At 69.2% G+C, this 19,486-nt stretch carries 18 protein-coding genes; 5 read left to right on the top strand and 13 right to left on the bottom strand.

The window, feature by feature from the left end:
- Nucleotides 1-122: 122 nt before the first annotated feature.
- From infB to htpX, 8 genes are all read right to left on the bottom strand, one after another.
- Nucleotides 123-3,173 (bottom strand): translation initiation factor IF-2, encoded by a 3,051-nt coding sequence (gene infB / locus P0Y52_15205; GenBank protein ID WEK57865.1) that lies wholly within the window; start codon nt 3,171-3,173, stop codon nt 123-125.
- Between the two features lie 79 nt (nt 3,174-3,252).
- Nucleotides 3,253-3,957 (bottom strand): RNA-binding protein, encoded by a 705-nt coding sequence (locus P0Y52_15200; protein WEK57864.1) that lies wholly within the window; start codon nt 3,955-3,957, stop codon nt 3,253-3,255.
- Between the two features lie 18 nt (nt 3,958-3,975).
- Nucleotides 3,976-5,709, bottom strand: a complete 1,734-nt coding sequence (nusA, locus tag P0Y52_15195) for a transcription termination factor NusA (protein WEK57863.1) — start codon at nt 5,707-5,709, stop codon at nt 3,976-3,978.
- Nucleotides 5,709-6,308 carry a ribosome maturation factor RimP gene (gene rimP, locus P0Y52_15190; protein ID WEK59512.1) on the bottom strand — a complete coding sequence of 200 codons (600 nt, stop codon included), beginning with the start codon at nt 6,306-6,308 and terminating at the stop codon, nt 5,709-5,711. The genes nusA and rimP overlap by 1 nt, the downstream gene beginning before the upstream one ends.
- A 176-nt stretch (nt 6,309-6,484) precedes the next feature.
- Nucleotides 6,485-8,458, bottom strand: coding sequence for a methyl-accepting chemotaxis protein (locus tag P0Y52_15185; protein WEK57862.1), 1,974 nt, complete (start codon nt 8,456-8,458; stop codon nt 6,485-6,487).
- 212 nt (nt 8,459-8,670) lie between these two features.
- Nucleotides 8,671-9,174 (bottom strand): DUF1993 domain-containing protein, encoded by a 504-nt coding sequence (locus P0Y52_15180; protein ID WEK57861.1) that lies wholly within the window; start codon nt 9,172-9,174, stop codon nt 8,671-8,673.
- Between the two features lie 34 nt (nt 9,175-9,208).
- Entirely contained in the window at nt 9,209-9,952 is a 744-nt protein-coding gene (gene trmB / locus P0Y52_15175) for a tRNA (guanosine(46)-N7)-methyltransferase TrmB (GenBank protein WEK57860.1), read from the bottom strand.
- A 42-nt stretch (nt 9,953-9,994) separates the two neighbouring features.
- A complete protein-coding gene (gene htpX / locus P0Y52_15170; protein ID WEK57859.1) occupies nt 9,995-10,969 on the bottom strand; it encodes a zinc metalloprotease HtpX in 975 nt (324 codons plus the stop codon).
- Between the two features lie 86 nt (nt 10,970-11,055).
- Here htpX and P0Y52_15165 point away from each other — a divergent pair, with 86 nt between their 5' ends.
- Nucleotides 11,056-11,304, top strand: coding sequence for a DUF1674 domain-containing protein (locus tag P0Y52_15165; protein ID WEK57858.1), 249 nt, complete (start codon nt 11,056-11,058; stop codon nt 11,302-11,304).
- A 106-nt stretch (nt 11,305-11,410) separates the two neighbouring features.
- Nucleotides 11,411-12,226, top strand: coding sequence for a hypothetical protein (locus tag P0Y52_15160; protein WEK57857.1), 816 nt, complete (start codon nt 11,411-11,413; stop codon nt 12,224-12,226).
- A 96-nt stretch (nt 12,227-12,322) separates the two neighbouring features.
- On the opposite strand, the gene pyrF is transcribed toward P0Y52_15160, so the two are convergent.
- Complete coding sequence (gene pyrF, locus P0Y52_15155) at nt 12,323-13,057, bottom strand: orotidine-5'-phosphate decarboxylase (protein WEK57856.1); 735 nt, start codon at nt 13,055-13,057, stop codon at nt 12,323-12,325.
- A 98-nt stretch (nt 13,058-13,155) separates the two neighbouring features.
- Here pyrF and P0Y52_15150 point away from each other — a divergent pair, with 98 nt between their 5' ends.
- Entirely contained in the window at nt 13,156-13,854 is a 699-nt protein-coding gene (locus P0Y52_15150; GenBank protein ID WEK57855.1) for a MarC family protein, read from the top strand.
- A gap of 12 nt (nt 13,855-13,866) precedes the next feature.
- Here the strand turns inward: P0Y52_15150 and P0Y52_15145 are convergent, their stop codons facing one another.
- The 4 genes from P0Y52_15145 to glpK form a co-directional block, all read right to left on the bottom strand.
- Complete coding sequence (locus P0Y52_15145; GenBank protein WEK57854.1) at nt 13,867-14,673, bottom strand: SDR family oxidoreductase; 807 nt, start codon at nt 14,671-14,673, stop codon at nt 13,867-13,869.
- 8 nt (nt 14,674-14,681) lie between these two features.
- Complete coding sequence (locus P0Y52_15140; GenBank protein WEK57853.1) at nt 14,682-15,152, bottom strand: Rrf2 family transcriptional regulator; 471 nt, start codon at nt 15,150-15,152, stop codon at nt 14,682-14,684.
- A gap of 90 nt (nt 15,153-15,242) precedes the next feature.
- Nucleotides 15,243-16,316, bottom strand: coding sequence for a phosphotransferase family protein (locus P0Y52_15135; protein ID WEK57852.1), 1,074 nt, complete (start codon nt 16,314-16,316; stop codon nt 15,243-15,245).
- Nucleotides 16,317-16,356: 40 nt separating this feature from the next.
- Complete coding sequence (glpK, locus tag P0Y52_15130) at nt 16,357-17,922, bottom strand: glycerol kinase GlpK (protein WEK57851.1); 1,566 nt, start codon at nt 17,920-17,922, stop codon at nt 16,357-16,359.
- Between the two features lie 45 nt (nt 17,923-17,967).
- Between glpK and P0Y52_15125 the strand changes: the two genes are divergently transcribed.
- Together P0Y52_15125 and P0Y52_15120 are read left to right on the top strand one after the other, a co-directional pair.
- Nucleotides 17,968-18,942, top strand: coding sequence for a threonine/serine dehydratase (locus P0Y52_15125; GenBank protein WEK57850.1), 975 nt, complete (start codon nt 17,968-17,970; stop codon nt 18,940-18,942).
- Between the two features lie 61 nt (nt 18,943-19,003).
- On the top strand, nt 19,004-19,468 hold the full coding sequence (locus tag P0Y52_15120; protein WEK57849.1) for a MaoC family dehydratase: 465 nt from the start codon (nt 19,004-19,006) through the stop codon (nt 19,466-19,468).
- Nucleotides 19,469-19,486 lie beyond the last annotated feature (18 nt).

Genomic DNA, 19,486 nt, shown 5'->3' with positions numbered 1-19,486 from the left:
CCCCGGCGACCGGGTGGAGCGTAACGGGATCGCCGGCCGCCGTGAAGCCTGGACCGGAAAAGACAAAGGGCGCGGTCCCTTGCGAGACCGCGCCCTGAAGCCTTGAGCGAAGCTGGACCTGTTTAGTCCAGGGTGCGCTTGACCGATTCCACGGTGAAGCACTCGATGTAGTCGCCTTCCTTGATGTCCTGGAAGCCCTGGAACTGCATGCCGCACTCCTGGCCCGAGGGCACTTCGTTGACCTCGTCCTTGAAGCGCTTGAGCGTGTTGAGGACGCCCAGTTCCAGCACCACCACGTCGTCGCGAACGATACGGACGCGCGCGCCCTTGCGGACCACGCCTTCCGACACCCGGCAACCGGCGATCTTGCCGACCTTGGTGATGTCGAAGACCTGAAGCACCTTGGCGTTGCCGAGGAAGGTTTCGCGTTGCAGCGGCGCCAGCATGCCCGAGAGCACGCCCTTCATGTCGTCCAGCAGGTCGTAGATGATCGAGTAGTAGCGGATCTCGACGCCTTCACGCTCGGCCAGGTCGCGCGCCTGCTTGGAGGCGCGAACGTTGAAGCCGAGGATCGGCGCCCCGGCCGACTTGGCCAGATTGACGTCGCTCTCGGTGATGCCGCCGGCGCCCGAATAGACGGTGCGGGCGCGGACTTCGTCGTTGCCCATCTTCTCCAGCGAGCCGACGATGGCTTCGGCCGAACCCTGCACGTCCGCCTTGATGACGACCGGCAGTTCCGAGACCTTCTTGGACTGCAGCTTCGACATCATGTCGACCAGCGAGACCGAGCCGCCCGAGACCTGGTTCTTCTCGCGGCGCGCACGCTCGCGATATTCGGTCAGTTCGCGGGCGCGGGCCTCGCTCTCCACCACGGCGAAGACGTCGCCCGGCGAGGGTGCTTCCGACAGGCCGAGAATCTCGACCGGGACGGAGGGACCGGCTTCGGTCAGTTGGGCGTTGCGTTCGTCCAGCAGAGCGCGCGCCTTGCCCCAGGCGGAGCCGGCCACGACGATGTCGCCGCGCTTCAGCGTGCCGCGCTTGACCAGGACGGTGGCGACCGGGCCGCGGCCCTTGTCCAGCTTGGCCTCGATGACCACGCCTTCGGCCGAACGGTCCGGGTTGGCCCGCAGGTCCATGACCTCGGCCTGCAGCAGGATGGCGTTGATCAGACCGTCGAGGTTGATGCGGTTCTTGGCCGACACCTCGATGATCTGGGTGTCGCCGCCCAGGCTTTCAGCGATGACTTCGTGCTGCAGCAGCTCGTTGACGATCTTCTGAGCGTTGGCGTCCGGCTTGTCGATCTTGTTGACCGCGACGATCAGGGGCGCGTTGGCGGCCTTGGCGTGGCGGATGGCTTCGATCGTCTGCGGCATGACGCCGTCGTCGGCGGCCACGACCAGGACCACGATATCGGTGACGTTGGCGCCGCGCGCCCGCATCGCCGAGAAGGCGGCGTGGCCCGGGGTGTCGAGGAAGGTGACGCGTTGGCCGTCTTCCAGACGCACCTGATAGGCGCCGATGTGCTGGGTGATGCCGCCGGCTTCGCCGCCGGCGACGTCGGTCGTGCGCAGGGCGTCGAGCAGCGAGGTCTTGCCGTGGTCGACGTGGCCCATGATGGCCACGACCGGAGCGCGCAGGGTGGTGGCGCCTTCGTCGTCGGCCTCGGCGATGAAGCCTTCCTCGACGTCGGATTCCGACACGCGCTTGACGGCCATGCCGAACTCTTCGGCCACCAGTTCGGCGGTGTCGGAGTCGATCACGTCGTTGATCTTCATCATCAGGCCCTGACGCATCAGGAATTTGATGATGTCGACGCCGCGGACGGCCATCCGGTTGGACAGCTCCTGCACGGTGATGACGTCAGGGATGACGACTTCACGCGGCCGGTTCGGCGCGTCCGTCGAGCCGCCCTTGCGCTTTTCCTTCTCGCGTTCGCGGGCGCGGCGGACCGAGGCCAGCGAGCGCATGCGCTCGGCGGTGTCGCCGTCGCCGGCGACCGACTGGATGGTCAGGCGGCCTTCACGGCGCTTGGGTTCGCCGCGGGTGCGCGACACGGCCTTGCCGGCGTCCGAGAAGCGCTTGTCGCGATCGTCGTCACGACCGACCGGACGACCGAAGCCGACGCCCGGCGCACGGCTGGGACGGGCCACGTCGGGCGTGGCCGGCGGCGCGTTCGGGGCGGGACGACCGCCGGGGCCAGTGCGGGCGGCGCCCGGACGGGCGGCGCCGGGGGCCGGTTTCGGGTTCAGGGCCGAATAGCGGACGGTCTGGCTGGCGGCCGGACGGGCGCCTTGCGGACGATCGCCCTGGTTACGATCCTGGGGACGCGCGCCTTGCGGGCGGTCCGAAGCCTGGGGACGGTCCGATGCGGGACGGTCGCCCTCGCCCATGGCCTGTTCGCGGGCCGAGCGGCCGCCGAAGGCCGGACGCTCGATCGGCGCGCGGCCGGTCGGGATCTTGGGCGTGCGCTGGCCGAAGTTGACCACCGGACGCGCCGGCGGGGCCGGTCGCGGGGCCGGAGCGGCCGGCGCGGCGGCGACCGGGGCTGGGGCCGGCGTCGGGGCGGGCACGAGCGGCTTGGGCAGCTCGACCTTGGGCAGCTCCACCTTGGGAGCCGCCGGCTTGGCCGGGGCGGCGGGCGGCGCGGCGGCCGTCAGCTTGGCGGCCTCGGCGCGGGCGGCGTCGGCGGCGGCCTGGGCGGCGGCGGCTTCCGCGCGAGCGGCGTTGGCGGCCTGTTCGGCGGCGGCGGCCTGGTCGCGTTGCGCGGCTTCGCGGGCGGCCTTCTCGGCGTCGGCGGCGCGGGCGCGCTCAGCCTGGGCCTGGGTGGCCAGGGCGATGGCGCGGCGACGCGCCTCCTGTTCCTCGAGCGACAGGGCGCCGCCGGCCGGACGCGGCGCGGCGCCGCGCGGGGCGTTGGACCCGGCCTGATCGGCGCGCGGGCGCGAGACGTCGAAGCCCTGCGGACGCTGATGTCCGGGGGCTGCGCCGGCGCGGCGCTTCGTCTCGACGACCACGGTCTTGGAACGTCCGTGGCTGAAGCTCTGCTTCACGGTGCCGGTCGAGACCGATCCCGCCGCGCGCGGCTTCAGGCTCAGCGGAGCGCGCGGCCCCGTTTGAGAAGGCGCGTTGGCAGGGGTCTTACCGTCTTCGGTCTTGTCGTTTTCGTCGCTCATCCGGTCGCTTTACTCGGGGCGGAGAATTCCGCCATCGTCTCGTCAAACACCCATAGCCGGGCGTGGTCCCGCTTCCCGGTCAGGAAGCAGGGCCTCGTCCGCCAAAAGCCTCAGGCTCTCGTTCCGGGGTCTCGCCCCGGTCGTCCTCGGCGCCGTCGCCGGGACCTACCCGGCGCCAGCTCTCTGGACGCAGAGGCCGAAATCCCGCCAGTCGCTCGACCTCTATGGTCCAGCGATCGGCTCGCCCGCCTTTCAGCAGGACGGCGTGTATCGCATTTTCCAGCCCAAGGGCCAAACTCAAATCGTCCGCGCTGAAGGCGCCGCAGATTTTGGGCGCCGGGGACGGGTGTTTTGCGAGCGCCAGAAGCTTGCCTCGACCGTCGGCGGCGCCGTCGGCGGCCTCGATGACCCAGGCGGCGCGGCCTCCGCGAATGGCGGCGGCGCTCTTTTCAAAACCAGAGATAAGCACGCCTTCGCGCCGGGCAAGACCCAGTTGGTCAAGACAGCGCCGAACCAGCAGCTTCTCGACCATGTCGGCCAGGTCCGCCGCCGGTTTCAGCGGCGCCTTGGCCGAGCGGGCGAACAGGTTCTTCTTCACCGCCGTCTCGATCGAGGCGCGGTCGGCGGCGACCCAGAGGCCGCGGCCGGGCAGCTTGCGCGCCAGATCGGGGGCGACCGAGCCGTCCGGCGCCGGCACGAAGCGGATCAGGCGAGATTCATCGAGAACCTGGCGGGTCACCAGGTCCTGACGGTCTCTATCGATCAGCGCCTCGTTCGGGGTCATGGACAGCTGCGGCTCCCATCACGCGTCTTGGGTCGGCTCGAGATCCTCGACGAGGACCTCCGCATCGACATCAACGGCCTCGGCCGCGTCTTCGACGCCCTCTTCACCGGCGTCGGCGAAGATTTCGTCCTCATACTCGGGCTCGGGCTCCTCGACCTGCGGCAGTTCCGAGGCGTCGATCCAGCCGGCGGCCACGCGGGCCTGGAGGATCAGCAGCTCGGCGTCCTGTTGCGACAGGCCGAAGCTTTCCAGAACGCCCGGAACCTTCACGCGCTCGCCGTTGCGGACTTCATAGCCGCCGCGGATTTCGTCGGTGGCCAGGTCGGCCAGGTCTTCGACCGTCTTCACGCCGCCTTCGCCCAGGGCGACGGCGATGGCGCCGGTGACGCCCGGAACGGCCAGGACGTCGTCCTCGACGCCCAGGGCGACGCGCTTGGCGTCCAGTTCAGCGGCCTTGCGGTCCAGGAACTCGCGAGCGCGGGTCTGCAGTTCTTCGGCGGTGTCCTCGTCGAAGCCTTCGATCTCGGCGACTTCATAGGATTCCACGAAGGCCAGGTCTTCGATGGTGGCGAAGCCTTCGGTGACCAGCAGCTGGGCGATGGTCTCGTCGACGTCCAGGGCTTCCTGGAACAGGGCGGTCCGCTCGGCGAACTCCTTCTGACGACGCTCGGAGTCCTGCGACTCGGTGATGATGTCGATCTGCCAGCCGGTCAGCTGCGAGGCCAGACGCACGTTCTGGCCGCGACGGCCGATGGCCAGCGACAGCTGCTCGTCCGGCACCACGACTTCGACGCGGTCGGCGTCTTCGTCCATGACCACCTTGGCCACTTCAGCCGGCGCCAGGGCGTTGACGATGAAGGTCGGCTCGTCGTCGTTCCACTGGATGATGTCGATCTTCTCGCCCTGCAGTTCGGCGACGACCGCCTGAACGCGGCTGCCGCGCATGCCGACGCAGGCGCCGACGGGGTCGATCGAGCTGTCGTTCGACAGGACGGCCATCTTGGCGCGCGAACCGGCGTCGCGGGCGGCGGCGCGGATCTCGATCACGCCGTCGTAGACTTCCGGCACTTCCTGCGCGAACAGCTTGGCCATGAAGCCCGGATGGGCGCGGCTCAGCATGACCTGAGGGCCCTTGGCCTCGGGACGGACGTCATAGATGTAGGTGCGGACGCGGTCGCCGACGTTGAACACTTCGCGCGGGATCGACTGGTCGCGGCGCATGATGCCTTCGCCACGGCCCAGGTCGACGATGGTGTTGCCGTATTCGACGCGCTTGACCGTGCCGTTGACGATCTCGCCGACGCGATCCTTGAACTCTTCGTACTGGTTGGCGCGTTCGGCCTCACGGACCTTTCCGGTCACGACCTGGCGGGCCATCTGGGTCTGGACGCGGCCGAACTCGAACGGCGGCAGGACCTCGACGTATTCCTTGCCGACCTCGGCTTCCGGGTCGCGCTTCTGGGCGTCGCGCAGACGCACCATGGCGCTGTCGTTGAACTCTTCCAGCTCGTCTTCCGGCTGCCAGTCGTCCGGCACGATGGTGACGTGGCGGGTCAGGGCCAGTTCGCCGGTCTTGTGGTCGATCTTGGCGCGGATGTCGTGATGGGCGCCGTAACGCGACTTGGCGCCCTTCTGGATCGCCTCCTCGATCGCCTCGATGACGACTTCCTTGTCGATGTTCTTCTCACGCGCGACGGCGTCGGCGATCGAGAGCAGTTCGAGACGGTTGGCGGAAATACCGGTGACGGCCATCAGGCTTTGTCCTTGGTCGGGGTGGTGGTCGTGTCGTCAGTGTCGTCGGCCTCGCCTTCCGGCAAGCCGTCGTCTTCGGGTTCGCCGCGCGCCGCGCGCAGGGCCGCGCCCCGCTTCAGCAGCTCGTCGGTCAGCACCAGCTTGGCGTCCGAAACCCATTCAAACGGGATCAGGGCGGTGTCGTCCTCGCCGTCCAGATCGATGGCGACGTTGTCGCCCTCGACCCCGGCCAGCACGCCCTTGAAGCGCTTGCGGCCCTCGACCATGCGGTCGGTTTCCAGGCGCGCCTCGAAGCCTTCGAACAGCTGGAAGTCCAGCAGGCGGGTCAGCGGCCGGTCGATGCCGGGCGACGAGACTTCCAGCAGGTACTCGCCCGAGATCGGGTCGGCGGCGTCGAACACTTCCGACACGGCGCGCGACAGGCGGGCGCATTCCTCGACCGAGATGTCGTTGTCGATGACGCGCTCGGCCATGATCTGCAGGCGGCGCCGCAGGGTCCCGCCCATCAGGCGCACGCGCACGACGGCCAGCCCCAGGCTCTCGGCCACGGGGTCGATCATCTCCAGCAGGGCGCGGTCTTCAGCGGTCTTGGCGCGCAAAGGCTTCACTCTTTGTCCGGCCGCCACGCAGGCGCCGGAGGGATCCAGAAAACAAAAGCGGCGGTCCGTCCGGGCCGCCGCTTGAAACGACGCCGTTGGACGCCGGTCTAACGATGTGAGCGGTCATATAGGCGAAAGCGGGGGCCGTGTCAGCCCCCGCCGTCGTCAGACCCGATTCAGAACTCCTCCCAGCCGTCCGTGACCACGGCCAGGGCCGGCTTGCGCGCGGCGCCGCCCTGCCCGCGCAGGGCCGCAACGGTCTGGGCCACCGGCTGCGGGCTGCGCGCCGCAGGGGCCGGAGCCGCCGGCTTGCGCGCGGCGGCCGGGGCCGAGGCGTGGCCGGTGCGGAAGCGCGACACCGAGGCGGCCAGGGTGTCGGCCTCCTGCGACAGGGAGTGGCTGGCGGCGGTGGATTCCTCGACCATCGCCGCATTCTGCTGCGTCACCTGGTCCATCTGGTTCACGGCGGTGTTGACCTGTTGCAGACCGGTGGCCTGCTCCTGGGCCGAGGCCGAGATTTCCGAGACCAGACCGTCGATTTCGGCGACGCGGCTGACGATGCGTTGCAGGGCCTCGCCCGTCTGGCCGACCAGGCTGACGCCCGCGCCGACCTGCTGGCCCGAGGCCGAGATCAGGGTCTTGATCTCTTTCGCGGCTTCGGCCGAGCGCTGGGCCAGGGCCCGGACTTCAGAGGCCACCACGGCGAAGCCGCGACCCGCATCGCCCGCACGCGCGGCCTCGACGCCGGCGTTCAGGGCCAGGAGGTTGGTCTGGAAGGCGATCTCGTCGATGACGCCGATGATGTTGCCGATCTCAGCCGAGGACTGCTCGATGGCGTTCATGGCCTGAACCGCGTCGCGGACGATGACGCCGCTCTTTTCGGCGTCGCCGCGCGCGGACTGCACCACGCTGGAGGCCTGCCGTGCGCCGTCGGCGGTCTTGTTCACCGTGGCGGTGATCTCGTCCAGGGCGGCGGCGGTTTCTTCCAGGCTGGCGGCCTGTTGCTCGGTGCGGCGCGACAGGTCGTCCGACGCCTGGCTGATCTCGCCGGCGCCCGAACGGATGGCGGCGACGTTGTCGACCACCACGGCCACGGCCTGTTCCAGCTGGGCGATGGCGGTGTTGAAGTCAGTCTTCAACTGTTCCGAACGGGCCGCGACCTGGGCCGTCATGCGGTGGGTCAGGTCGCCGCTGGCCATGGCTTGCAGGCCCTGGCCCAGGGCGGTGACGGCGACGCGGTCTTCCTCGGCGACACGGGCCTTTTCAGCCTCGGCGCGAGCGCGTTCTTCGTCGGCGGCCTGACGCGCAGCAGCGGCTTCGACTTCCAGACGCTCGTTGGCGATGGCGGCCTCCTTGAAGGCCAGCAGGGCGTCGGCCATTTCACCGACCTCGTCCTTGCGACCCACGGCGGGGACGACGATGGTCTTGTCGCCGCCCGCCAGGCGACGCATGGCCGCCGTCATGGCCGCGATCGGGGTCGCGATCATCTTCGCCAGACCCAGACCGAACAGGATCGACAGGGTCAGGGCCGCGAGAATGCCCACGCCCAGGGCGATCTTGGTGGCCCGGAAGGCGTCAGCCTGCGTCTTGAGCGCCTTTTCCTTGCGCGCGCTCTGGGCCTCCGTAATCGTATCGAAGGCGGCGTTGATCGGCGCCATCATCTGGGTCGGGATCTCGCTCTCCGTCAGCGCCAGGGCTTCAGGGCGGGTTTCAGGCCGGCTGGCCAGACGGATTTCCGGGTCGAGCACCGCCGCCTGGAAGGCGGTCACGGCATCGGTCAGGGCGTCCACGCGCGCCGGAGAGCCGGGAATGTGGGCGGTGTCCGCCTTCAGATCGGCGGCGATCTCGCGGAACATCACCTTGTGCGCTTCGATCCGCTCAAGATGGGCGGGTTTGGCGGTCAGCAGATAGGCGCGCGTGCGGCTTTCCTGCTGATCCACCGAACGCTTCAGCTGGGCCGTCTTGGCCGTGACAGACTCGACAAGAGCCACGGTCTCCTTGGCCTTTTCCAGCTCGCGGACCTGGATGAAGACCACCACGCCGAGCGCGACGATCACCGCCACGATCAGGGCGAAGGCCCCGGCCAGCTTTCGAGAAATTCTTACGTTGTCCAAGTTCACCGGGGGGAGGTCCTGTGGCTGCACCGGCATCGGCGCGCGCCGATACGGAGGTCAAACTTCAAAAAGGGCGAGCGTCGCCGAGCGGCCCGGGAGGGGCGCGCGGAGGTCATCGGAGGACGCGCAAAGACGCACCTCCCCCGAGGATTTCGGCGAAAATCCTTGATGCGGGTAAACGTCAGGCGAAGCTGGGCCTGCGGACTATCCCTTGCGTATTTACCCTTACGTCAAGGCCGGCGACCGCCTCAGACCAGGGACAGGCGCCCCAGATAGTCGCGCTTGCCCAGGGCGATCCCGGCGTGGCGCAGGAGGGCGTAGGCGGTCGTGACGTGGAAATAGAAGTTGGGCAGGGCGAAGCTGGTCAGATAGCCGGCGCCGTCGAAATTCAACTCCATGCCGGGGAATTTCAGCTGCACCGGACGGGTCTCTGCCCCCGCGAACGTCTCGACCCCGACGCCCTCGACATAGGCGATGGTCCGCAGCACCCGATCGCGCAACTGCGCCAGGCTGGTCTCGTCGTCGGCCAGGACCAGGGGCTCGGCCCCGCTCAACCGGGCGACCGCCCCCTTGGCCGTATCGGTCGCGATCCGGACCTGGGCGACAAAGGGCAGCATGTCGGGGGCCAGACGCCCCTGCATCAGGCTCGCTTCATCCAGCCCCGAGGCCGCCGCCTTGTCGATCACGCCGACCAGGGCGTTCAGGCCCCGCACGAACATGGGCACGGAGGCGTCATAGAGGCTGAAGGTCATGGTCGGCTCCGGGTTCGGGTCGCCGCCCATAAGGCTAGGCCTGGCGCTGGAACTCAAGGAAGATCGGCGTGGTGTCGCCCAGCTTCTTTTCCTCATAGCGGGTGACGACGTGGTCGGCCGGGACGGCGAACCAATCGGCGCCCTCAGCCTGAACCCGCGTCAGGCCCGGCGTGCGCGCCAGCCGCTCCAGCGCCCATTCAGCATAGTCCAGCCAGTCGGTGACGAAGCGCACCCGACCGCCGGGCTTGAGCAGACGGGCGATCTCCACCGCCGTCTCGTCCTGCAACAGGCGGCGCTTGTTGTGGCGCGCCTTGTGCCAGGGGTCGGGGAAGAGGATCATCACCCGGTCCAGCGAGGCGTCCGGCAGGGCCGTCATCACGGCGCGGGCGTCGTCGGCGTGCAGGCGCACGTTCTTCAGGCCGCCCTCCTCCACATGGCGCAGGGCCGAGGCCACGCCGTTGAGAAAGGGCTCGCAGCCGATCATCAGGGCGTCCGGGTTGCGCGTCGCCTGCTCCGCCAGGTGTTCGCCGCCGCCGAAGCCGATCTCGAGCCAGACTTCCTTCGCCTCGGGCATCAGGGCCTGCGGATCGATCGGTCCCTTGGTCGGGTCCGGCACGGCGATCTGCGGCATCAGGGTGTCGAACAGGGCCGCCTGACGCGCCTTGATCGGCCGTGACTTGATGCGTCCGAACGAGCGCAGCGGGCCGTGGGCCTGGGCCCATTCGGGGCGGTCGCTGTCGAAGGCAGGGAGATCGGCGGGGTCGGACTTGTCGGTCATGGCGCGCGCTCTAGCCCCTTAAGGCCGCGCACGCAAAGGCGATCAGCCCCAGGGACCCCGCGATGTCGCTCGCTCGGACGGCGTGGTCGGCACGCTGGTCCGCACCGAGCCCATGACCGGAGCGGGCGCCACAGGCGCCGCCGCCGCACGTCGGCTCATGCCCATGGCCGCCCCCAGCTCCATCAGGGCGCGGACGCGGTTGCCGGTCGCCGGATGGGTCGAGAACAGGCTGTCGGCGCCCTTGCCGTTCAGCGGGTTGATGATGAACATGTGGGCCGTGGCCGGATTACGCTCGGCCGGCACATTGACCGCGCCGCGCGCATAGGCCTCGATCTTCTGCAGGGCCGAAGCCAGGGCCTGGGGGTCCTTGGCGATCTCGGCGCCGACGCGGTCGGCCTCGTATTCACGCGCCCGGCTGATGGCCATCTGCACCAGACCCGCCGCCATGGGCGCCAGCAGCATCAGGGCGATGGTCCCGATCAGACCGCCAGGCCGCTCGCGGTCGTCGCCGCCGCCAAAGAAGAGCGCGAAATTGGCCAGCATGGCGATGGCGCCCGCCACCGTGGCCGTCACCGTCATGGTCAGGGTGTCGCGGTTCTTCACATGGGCCAGTTCGTGCGCCATCACCCCCCTCACCTCCTCGCGCGTCAGCATGTCCAGCAGACCGCTGGTGGCGGCCACGGCGGCGTTCTGGGGATTGCGACCGGTGGCGAAGGCGTTGGGCTGGTCATTAGGAATAATGGTGATGGTCGGCAGGGGCAGGCCCGCGTCGGTCGCCATCTGCTTCACGTCGGCGACATAGGCCCGAACCACGGCGTTGGGGTGGGTCTCGTCCACCACCTGGGCCTTGTACATCTTCAGCACGATCTTGTCGGCGTTCCAGTAGCTGAACAGGTTCATCCCCGCCGCCACCACCAAGGCGACGACCATGCCCATGGCGCCGCCGATCAGATAGCCGATCCCCATGAACAGGGCGGTCATCACGGCCAGCAGGGCGAAGGTCTTGAGATGGTTCATCGGGTCCGCAGCGTCGTCAGGGGTGGCGTCGAGAGCCTGAACCTCTATTTGATCCCCCGTATCCCCGCCCTCAAGGCAGACCCCCTGTGACCGAACAGCCCACCCCGCCCGCCGCCGACGCCGCCGAACAGGCCCCCGCCTTCAACGCCGACGTGCCCCACGCCACCCCTGAGCGTCCCTTGAGCGCGGTCGCGCGCCGCGCCCTGCTGGAAGCGGCCGAACGTCGCAAGGCGAGCGAAGACCCGGTTCTGGACACCGAACACGGCGGCCCGCACGGCCCTGAACCCACCCGCTACGGCGACTGGGAGAAGAAGGGCCTGGCGGTCGACTTCTGAGCCCGGCCTCCAGAGCCAGGCCCCGCCCGGCTCGCGCGAGGGGAGAATATTGAACGCTTCCTCCGAAACCGCATTAACCTTTGCGGCTAAAACAAGGAGCGTGGCCATGAAGCCTGTTGTCCATATCGCCGTCTTCGCGGTCCTGATGGCCGCCGGAACCGCCGAGGCGCAGCAGCGTCATGTGCGCCACAACGCCGCCGCCGGCTACGCCCAGCAGACCTACGCCCAGCGCGGCCCCCTCGTCGAAAGCCGGGTCCAGACCTGGTACAGCGACAGCGGCTGGCAGGGCGGCTATGGCCCGGTCGAGACCTATGGCTATGGTTACGGCTACGGCGGCGCCGGCCAGCGTCCGCCGGTCGTGGTCGCCCCCTATCAGGAGCCGATCCGCCACGGTTATGGCGGCGTGACCCGCTCCATGCCCTTCGGCTATCCGGTGGACGGCTATGGCCGCTATCCCTGGACGCGCGGCGGTTATGGCCAGGGCCAGTATTCGCAAGGCCAGTATCAGCAAGGCTACTACCAGCACGGTTACGCCCCCGGCGGTTACGCCCAGGACTGCCGCTGCGGTCCGGCCCCGCAGCCGGCCTATTACCAACCCGCGCCGGTCTACGTCTCGCAACCCCCCGTCTATGTGGAAGCCCCGCCGGTCTATGTGCAGCCGGCCCCGGTCTATGTCGAGCCGGCCCGCGTCTATGTCTCGCCGCCGCCGGTCTATGTGGCCCCCGCCGACGTTCGCATCGCCCCGGCTCAGGTCGAGGTCGCGCCGCCCCAGGTCCACGTCGAGCCGCCGCGCGTCGAAGCCGCCCCGCCTCAGGTCCATTTCGAGCAGGGCTATTACGCCATGCCCGACACGCCGCCTCCGCCGCCCCAGAGATCTCCGACGGAACGCCCCTATGCCCAGGAACCGGGCGAGCGGGGCTAGAGAAAAAGGGCGACCTCTGCGAAGAGGCCGCCCTTTTGTTTCACGTGGATCAAGGGGTTGCGATCAGATCAACGCAATCTCCGCCGTGATCGGCCTTTAGACGAGCGCGATCTCTGCGGTAATCGCTTGCGCCGCCGCGCGCGGATCGCCGGAGGCCGTGATCGGACGCCCGATGACCAGATGGGTCGCGCCGGCCTCCAGGGCGCTGGTCGGGGTCGCCGCCCGCGCCTGATCGTCCAGAGCCGCGCCGGTCGGGCGCACGCCCGGCGTCACAATCAGGAAGTCCTCGCGGCCCGCCGCCAAGGCGATCTCGCGCACGCGGGCCGCCTCATGCGGGCTGGAGACGACGCCGTGGACGCCCGCCTCCAGCGCCTGTCGCACCCGCAGTTCGACCAGGTCCGCCGCCGACAGGCTGTGATCGTCCGCCTTCAGATCATCCTCGGTCAGGCTGGTCAGGACGGTGACGCCCAGAATCTTCAGGTCCGACCCCGCCGCCCCGCGCGCCGCCGCCGCCATGACCTGGGGCCGGGCGTGGACGGTCAGCAGGTCGCAACCCGCGTTCGCCAGAACCGCCGTCGCCTTCTCCACCGTCGCGCCGATGTCGTGAAGCTTCCAGTCCAGAAACACCTGATGGCCCGCCGCCTTCAGCGCGCGCGCCAGCCCCATGCCGTCCGAGGCGAACAGTTGCAGCCCCACCTTGTAGAAGCCGACCGCGTCGCCGATGCGCTCGACCAGGGCCCGCGCCTCCTCCGTCGTCGGCACGTCCAGGGCGCAGATAACACGGGGGTCGAAGGGGCGGTTGGCCAGGTCGACAGAAGGGACTTCGGACATTTCCGGCTCTCGGCGGGTTGCAGGCGCGCGCGGATGCCCCGATAGGTGGGGCGAAGCGTCGCGGGTCGCGCGGCGGGTTTTTAGGGCGGGACGAAGCAATGGACGCGGTCGATCTGGGGGTCAACCTGTTCGTGGCGCTGTTCGCGCTGCTGGACCCCATCGGCAATGTGCCGATCTTCGCCGCCGCCACCGCCGGGGCCTCGCTGCGTCAGAGAATCAGCGTCTCGGCCATGATCTGCGGCTTCGCGGTCGTCTTCCTCGGCTTCTTCTTCTTCACGGGCCTCGGCCTGCTGCAGTTCTTCGGCATTTCGCTGGCCGCCTTCCGCATCGCCGGCGGCATCCTGCTGCTGTTGCTCGGGCTCGACATGGCGCGCGAGGACTTCCTCAAGATCTTCGCCGACGCCGACGCCGTGACCGACGCCAAGGACGTGCGCGGCTACGCCAAGCGCCGGTTCAAGCGTCTGATCGTGCCCTTCGCCATTCCGCTGATGATCGGCCCCGGCGCCATCTCGGCCATCATCATCAACGCCGGCGAAGCCCAGAAGCTGGGCGCGGCGGGCACGGCCTCGTCGCTGATCGCCATGGCGGCGGCCTGCCTCGTCACCTTCGTCTGCTTTGCCTGCACCGGCCCGATCAGCCGCATCCTCGGCGATGTCGGCATGGCCATCGTGGTCCGCGTCCTGGGCCTGATCCTGTGCGCCCTGGCCATCCAGTTCATCATCGCCGGTCTGGGCGAGGCCATCCCCGGCATGTTCAGCATCGGGGTCACGGCGCCCTACCCCGCCGGCGGTCACTGAGCCTTTTGAGGTCTAGAGCCGGTCCAGCCGTTTGGCGTGGCCGCCGACCATTCTTAGCGCCAGGGCGTCGGGCAGCATCCCACCCAGGGCCGCCAGCACATTGTTGGCGACGCCCGGCGTGACGCGCGGGCGATCGGCCTCGACCGCGTCCCAGCCGATGCGGGCCACGCGGTCGGCGTCCATCCACATCCACTTGGGATAGGCGCTCGACACCTGAGCGCGCGAGCCGTTGACGTCGTGAAACTCGGTATAGGTGTAGCCGGGGCACAGGGCCGTGACGTGCACCCCCGTTCCGCGCATCTCCAGCCACAGCCCCTGCGAGGCCTTGATCAGGAAGCTCTTGATCGGCCCATAAAGCGTGTCGCCGCCGGTTGCGGGCATCTGCCCGGCCAGCGAGGCGACGTTCAGCACCCGGCCCCAGTGGCGTTCCACCATGCCCGGCAGCAGCAGCCGCGACAGTTCGACCGGCGCGGTCAGCATGACGCGGATCATGGCGGCGTGGTCGGCAGGATCGGTGGAGAGAAAGCCCGTGGTGCGGCTGAAGCCGGCGTTGTTGATCAGGCCGTCGACGCTGAGGCCCCGCGCCGCGATCGCCGCGACCAGGGCCGCGGGCGCGCCCGGTTCGGCCAGATCGGCGGGGATGACGCCGGCGGCGACGCCGTAGCGGGCGACCAGGGTCTCGGCCAGAGCCGTCAGCGCCCCTTCACGACGCGCGGTCAGGATCAGGTCATAGCCTCGCCCGGCGCACTCGTGCGCCAGGGCCGCGCCGATGCCGGCGCTGGCCCCCGTGATCAGGATGGTTCGGCGATGATCCCCCAAGCGGCGCGTCAGGCAGCGACAGGACAGGACGAATGCGGCGCGAAGTCGCGCAACGACGCGGGGTCGGCGTCGAGCAGGTCGGCGATGGTGATCTTGGACAGGGCCGCCCCCGCAGCCTGATCGGCGGCGGTCAGGGCCTTGGCCACCTGGCGCGGGATATGCTCGCCCACAGGACACCCCTTGGCCCCGGCGGGGGTGGAGCCCAGATGGGCGCAGCCGTTCACGGCCTTCAGCACCTCGTCCAGGCAGATGGTCTCGGGCTGACGCAGCAGCCAGGACCCGCCCGAGGCGCCGGGGCGCGTGGCGATCAGCCCGGCCTTGGCCAGCAGGGCCGTGACCCGGCGGATGACCACCGGATTGGTCGGCACCGAGGCGGCCAGAACGGCGCTGGGTGCGGCGTCGGCGGCCGAATAGGCGCCCTTGTGGGCCAGATAGGCCAGGGCGTGGGCGGCGACGGGGAATCTTTGGCTGTCAGACATCTTGATCAATGCTCCAGACCGGAAGGTAGGGCTTCCGGCGCCGTTTCACAATCCAACCGCAACAAAAACTGTTTTAATTACCGCCAAGCTTCACGCCCCGGCCCGCTGGGCGAAGCTCCAGGCCGCATCCGACAGGGGCCCGACCTGAGCCGCCATGCTCCTGGCGTGGGCGCTGGCGGCGGTGCCGTCGCGCACCCGCCCGGCTATGCCCTGACAGATGGCCGCCAGCCGGAACAGGTTGTAGGCGAACAGCCAGTCGAGATTCTGTAGCGGCGCCGTGCCCGTCTTTTCGGCGTAGCGTGCGACCGTCTCCTCAACCGAGGGAATGCCCAGTTCTTTCAGGTCCGCCCCCGCCAGTCCGTTGCGCAAAGACGCCGGTATGACCCACGCGATCAGCAGATAGGAGAAGTCGGCCATGGGGTCGCCCAGGGTCGACAGCTCCCAGTCCAGCACCGCCCTGACCCTGGCCGCATCGGGCGCGAGGATCATGTTGTCGAGGCGGAAGTCGCCGTGGACGATCCGCGTCGGCCCCTCCGGCGGCAGGCTGTCGGGCAGGAAGGCGATCAGCCGGTCCATCGCCGGGATCGGCGCGATCTCCGAGGCCCGATACTGCTTGGTCCAGCGTCCGACCTGCCGCGCGAAATAATTGCCCGGCTTGCCGTAGTCCGACAGGCCGATGGCGGCGGGATCGAAAGCATGCAGCGCCGCCAGCGTATCCGTCTGGGCCTCATAGACGGCGCGGCGCTCGGCGGGCGACAGCCCCGGCAGTTTCAGGTCCCAGAAGACCCGGCCCTCAACCTTGTCCATGACATAGAAGATCGAGCCGATCACGGCTTCGTCCGTACACAGAGCATAGGGTCGCGCCACCGGAAACCCCTGGGCGTGCAGGGCGGAGATGACGGTGAACTCGCGGTCCACGGCGTGGGCGCTGGCCAGCAGGACGCCCGGCGGCTTGCGCCGCAGGACATAGGTCCGACCCGGCGTGGTCAGCTCATAGGTGGGGTTGGACTGACCGCCCTTGAACTGGCGGATCGTCAGCGGCCCGGCGTAGCCCTCGACGTTCGCGCTCAGCCACCGATCCAGCGCCGCCTCGTCCAGCCGATAGCGTTCGTCCACCTCGCGCGTGCCGGAAAAGGCCGCCTGAGCATCAAGACTTTCGGTCATGTCTCGTCTCCCCCGCCGCCGCTCTTTGGCGTGCGTGCGATCATTCGGCGGCGATGATGGCGGCCTTCACCGCCCCGCGCCAGCCCTTCAGCAGCCGCGCCCGCTCCTCGTCGCCCATCCGCGGGCGCCAGACGGCGGGGGCCTCGAGCGGGGCGGTCCACAGCTCCGACGTCAGGCCGACGCCGAAGGCCGCCAGCCGCGCCGCCCCCATGGCCGTCATCTCCTGGAAGGCCGGGCGCTCGACCTCGACCTCGCAGATGTCGGCGACGAACTGCATGGCGAAGGCGTTGGCCGTGACCCCGCCGTCCACCTTCAGCCGCGTCAGGGCCGGCGCGCCATCCGTCTTCAGGGCGTCCAGCAGGTCGCGGGTCTGATAGGCCAGGCTCTCCAGCGCCGCCCGGACGAAGTGGGCCGGGCCGCTGTCGCGGGTCAGGCCGATGACCGTGCCGCGCGCCTCGGGCTGCCACCAGGGCGCGCCCAGGCCGGTGAAGCCGGGGACCAGATAGACCCCGCCATTGTCCTTCAGCGTCTGGGCCACGGCCTCGGACTGACGCGAGTCCGAGATCACCTTCAGCCCGTCGCGCAGCCACTGGATCGCCGACCCGGCCGAGAAGATCGACCCTTCCAGCGCATAGGCGACCTGGCCATCAGCAGCGTAGCCCAGGGTCCCCAGCAGTCGCGAGGTCGAGGCCACCGGCGCCTCTCCGACGTTGGCCACCAGAAAGGCTCCGGTGCCATAGGTGATCTTGGCGTCCCCCGCCGCCAGCGCCCCATGGCCGACCAGGGCCGCCTGCTGGTCCCCCGCCGACCCATGAACAGGCAGGGGCCGCCCGAACAGGCTGGCGTCGCAGTCGCCCAGATGATCGGCGCATCCCCGGATCTCCGGCAGGGCCTGCATGGGCACCTTGAACAGGTCGCACAGGTCCTCGCGCCATTGCAGCGTCCGCAAGTCCATCAGGCTGGTGCGGCTGGCGTTGGTGGCGTCGGTGACGTGGCTTTGTCCGCCCGTCAGCTTCCAGATCAGCCAGGCGTCGATGGTGCCCAGCAGGACCTCGCCCCTCGCCGCCCGCTCCCGCGCCCCCGGCACTTCGTCCAGCAGCCAGGCGTATTTCGAGGCCGAGAAATAGGGGTCGAGGATCAGGCCGGTCGCGGCCTGCACCGCTGCCTCATGTCCTTCCGCCGCCAGCCGCGTGGTCACGTCCGACGTGCGCCGGTCCTGCCAGACGATGGCCCGATGCAAGGGCTCGCCGGTCCCGGCGTCCCACAGGACCGCCGTCTCGCGCTGGTTGGTGATGCCCACGGCGGCGAAACGATCCACCCCGCCGGCCTTGCGCACCACCTCGCGACAGGTCTGCAAGGTCGCGCGCCAGATCTCGGCGGCGTCATGTTCGACCCAGCCCGAGCGCGGGAAGTGCTGGGCCAGTTCGATCTGGCTGACGGCGACGGCGCTGAACGCGCCTCCATTTTTGCGGCCTACCGGGCTTCGCCCTGCTTGAGGCTGATTGTCGCCTACCGGGCTTCGCCCTGGTTGAGGCGTGACCTCGAACGCAATCGCCCGCGTCGAGGTGGTGCCCTGGTCGATGGCGAGGATCATGTTCGCTTGCATGATGTGAGTTATGCAGAGCCTGCGTCTGCACGTAAGAGGAAACTCATGCACACGCCCTCCTTCTCCGGCGTCCTCGACGCCGCCCGCCAGATCGCCCCCGCCGCCGTGCGCACGCCGCTGATCGAGCATCCGGCTCTGAACGCGACCGTCGGCGGTCGCGTCCTGATGAAGGCCGAGACGCTGCAGGTCGCGGGCGCCTTCAAGTTTCGCGGGGCCTATAACCGCATCAGCCGCCTGACCGAGACGGAGAAGACGCGCGGCGTCGTGGCCTATTCTTCGGGCAATCACGCGCAGGGGGTGGCCGCCGCCGCGCAGGCCGTGGGAACCCGCGCCCTGATCGTCATGCCGTCCGACAGTCCCACGGTGAAGGTCGAGGGCGTGCGCGCCTTCGGCGGCGAGGTGCGCTTCTACGATCGCTGGAGCGAGAGCCGTGAGGCCATCGGCGCCGAGATCGCCGCCGAACGCGGCGCCGTCCTGGTCCCGCCCTTCGACGATCCCTTCATCATCGAAGGCCAGGGCACGGTGGGCCTGGAGATGCTGGAACAGGCGGGGATCCCGATGGACCAGCTGCTGTGCGGCGCCTCGGGCGGCGGTCTGATCGCCGGCATCAACCTGGTCATGGCCGAACAGAGCCCCGAGACCCGCGTCATCGTGGTCGAGCCCGAAGCCTTCGACGACACCCGCCGCTCGCTGGAAGCCGGCGAACGCACGGCCCATCCGCAAGGCGCCCCGTCCATCTGCGACGCCCTGATGGCGCCCATGCCGGGCGAACTGACCTTCCCCGTCAACCGACGCCTGTCGGGCGCCGCGACCGTTACCGACGCCGAGGTGGCCGAGGCCATGCGCTTCGCCTTCCGCTGGCTGAAGCTGGTCATCGAGCCGGGCGGCGCCGTGTCCCTCGCCGCATTGCTGTCCGGCAAGGTCGCGGGCAAGGGCCTGACCACCGGGATCATCCTGTCCGGCGGCAACGTCGATCCGGGCCTGTTCGCCGAGATCATCGAGGGGCGGTTCAAGGGCTGACTGCCGCCCCTTGCGCCCGTCCGCGACGCAGTCAAGGCTGCGGAAAACGGAGGGGACCCCGATGACGAAGCCGAGCGATCTGCAATCCCTGGTCGGCCAGGAGGTCGGCCTCAGCCGCTGGATCACCATTGATCAGGCCCGCATCGACGCCTTTGCGAAGATCACCGAGGACGAGCAGTTCATCCACGTCGATCCCGAGCGGGCCAGGGCGACCCCCTTCGGCGGGACCATCGCGCATGGGTTTCTGACCCTCAGCCTGGCCTCGGCCATGGCGGAAGCGGTGGCGCCGCTGGACGGGGTGGTCATGGGCGTCAACTACGGCTTCGACAAGCTGCGCTTCCTGGCCCCGGTGCCCGCAGGATCGAGGGTGCGCGGCCGGTTCATCCTGATGTCCGCCGAGAACAAGGGCGTCCAGGACGGCGTGACCCGCTGGCTGCTGAAGCACGCCCTCACCGTCGAGATCGAAGGCGGCGACAAGCCCGCCCTGATGGCCGAATGGCTGTCGATGCAGATGACGACCGCCTGAACATCGCCGGACGCTGGA

This window comes from Candidatus Brevundimonas phytovorans (assembly GCA_029203145.1).
Classification (GTDB): Bacteria; Pseudomonadota; Alphaproteobacteria; order Caulobacterales; family Caulobacteraceae; genus Brevundimonas; species Brevundimonas phytovorans.
This window is presented reverse-complemented; position numbering and strand designations above follow the sequence as displayed.

Bases quoted from the DNA above. Each gene is read 5' to 3' on its own strand.
- infB (WEK57865.1), bottom strand. From the start codon at position 3,173: ATGAGCGACGAAAACGACAAGACCGAAGACGGTAAGACCCCTGCCAAC.
- P0Y52_15200 (WEK57864.1), bottom strand. From the start codon at position 3,957: ATGACCCCGAACGAGGCGCTGATCGATAGAGACCGTCAGGACCTGGTG.
- nusA (WEK57863.1), bottom strand. From the start codon at position 5,709: ATGGCCGTCACCGGTATTTCCGCCAACCGTCTCGAACTGCTCTCGATC.
- P0Y52_15185 (WEK57862.1), bottom strand. From the start codon at position 8,458: ATGCCGGTGCAGCCACAGGACCTCCCCCCGGTGAACTTGGACAACGTA.
- P0Y52_15180 (WEK57861.1), bottom strand. From the start codon at position 9,174: ATGACCTTCAGCCTCTATGACGCCTCCGTGCCCATGTTCGTGCGGGGC.
- trmB (WEK57860.1), bottom strand. From the start codon at position 9,952: ATGACCGACAAGTCCGACCCCGCCGATCTCCCTGCCTTCGACAGCGAC.
- htpX (WEK57859.1), bottom strand. From the start codon at position 10,969: ATGAACCATCTCAAGACCTTCGCCCTGCTGGCCGTGATGACCGCCCTG.
- P0Y52_15160 (WEK57857.1), top strand. From the start codon at position 11,411: ATGAAGCCTGTTGTCCATATCGCCGTCTTCGCGGTCCTGATGGCCGCC.
- pyrF (WEK57856.1), bottom strand. From the start codon at position 13,057: ATGTCCGAAGTCCCTTCTGTCGACCTGGCCAACCGCCCCTTCGACCCC.
- P0Y52_15150 (WEK57855.1), top strand. From the start codon at position 13,156: ATGGACGCGGTCGATCTGGGGGTCAACCTGTTCGTGGCGCTGTTCGCG.
- P0Y52_15140 (WEK57853.1), bottom strand. From the start codon at position 15,152: ATGTCTGACAGCCAAAGATTCCCCGTCGCCGCCCACGCCCTGGCCTAT.
- P0Y52_15135 (WEK57852.1), bottom strand. From the start codon at position 16,316: ATGACCGAAAGTCTTGATGCTCAGGCGGCCTTTTCCGGCACGCGCGAG.
- glpK (WEK57851.1), bottom strand. From the start codon at position 17,922: ATGCAAGCGAACATGATCCTCGCCATCGACCAGGGCACCACCTCGACG.
- P0Y52_15125 (WEK57850.1), top strand. From the start codon at position 17,968: ATGCACACGCCCTCCTTCTCCGGCGTCCTCGACGCCGCCCGCCAGATC.
- P0Y52_15120 (WEK57849.1), top strand. From the start codon at position 19,004: ATGACGAAGCCGAGCGATCTGCAATCCCTGGTCGGCCAGGAGGTCGGC.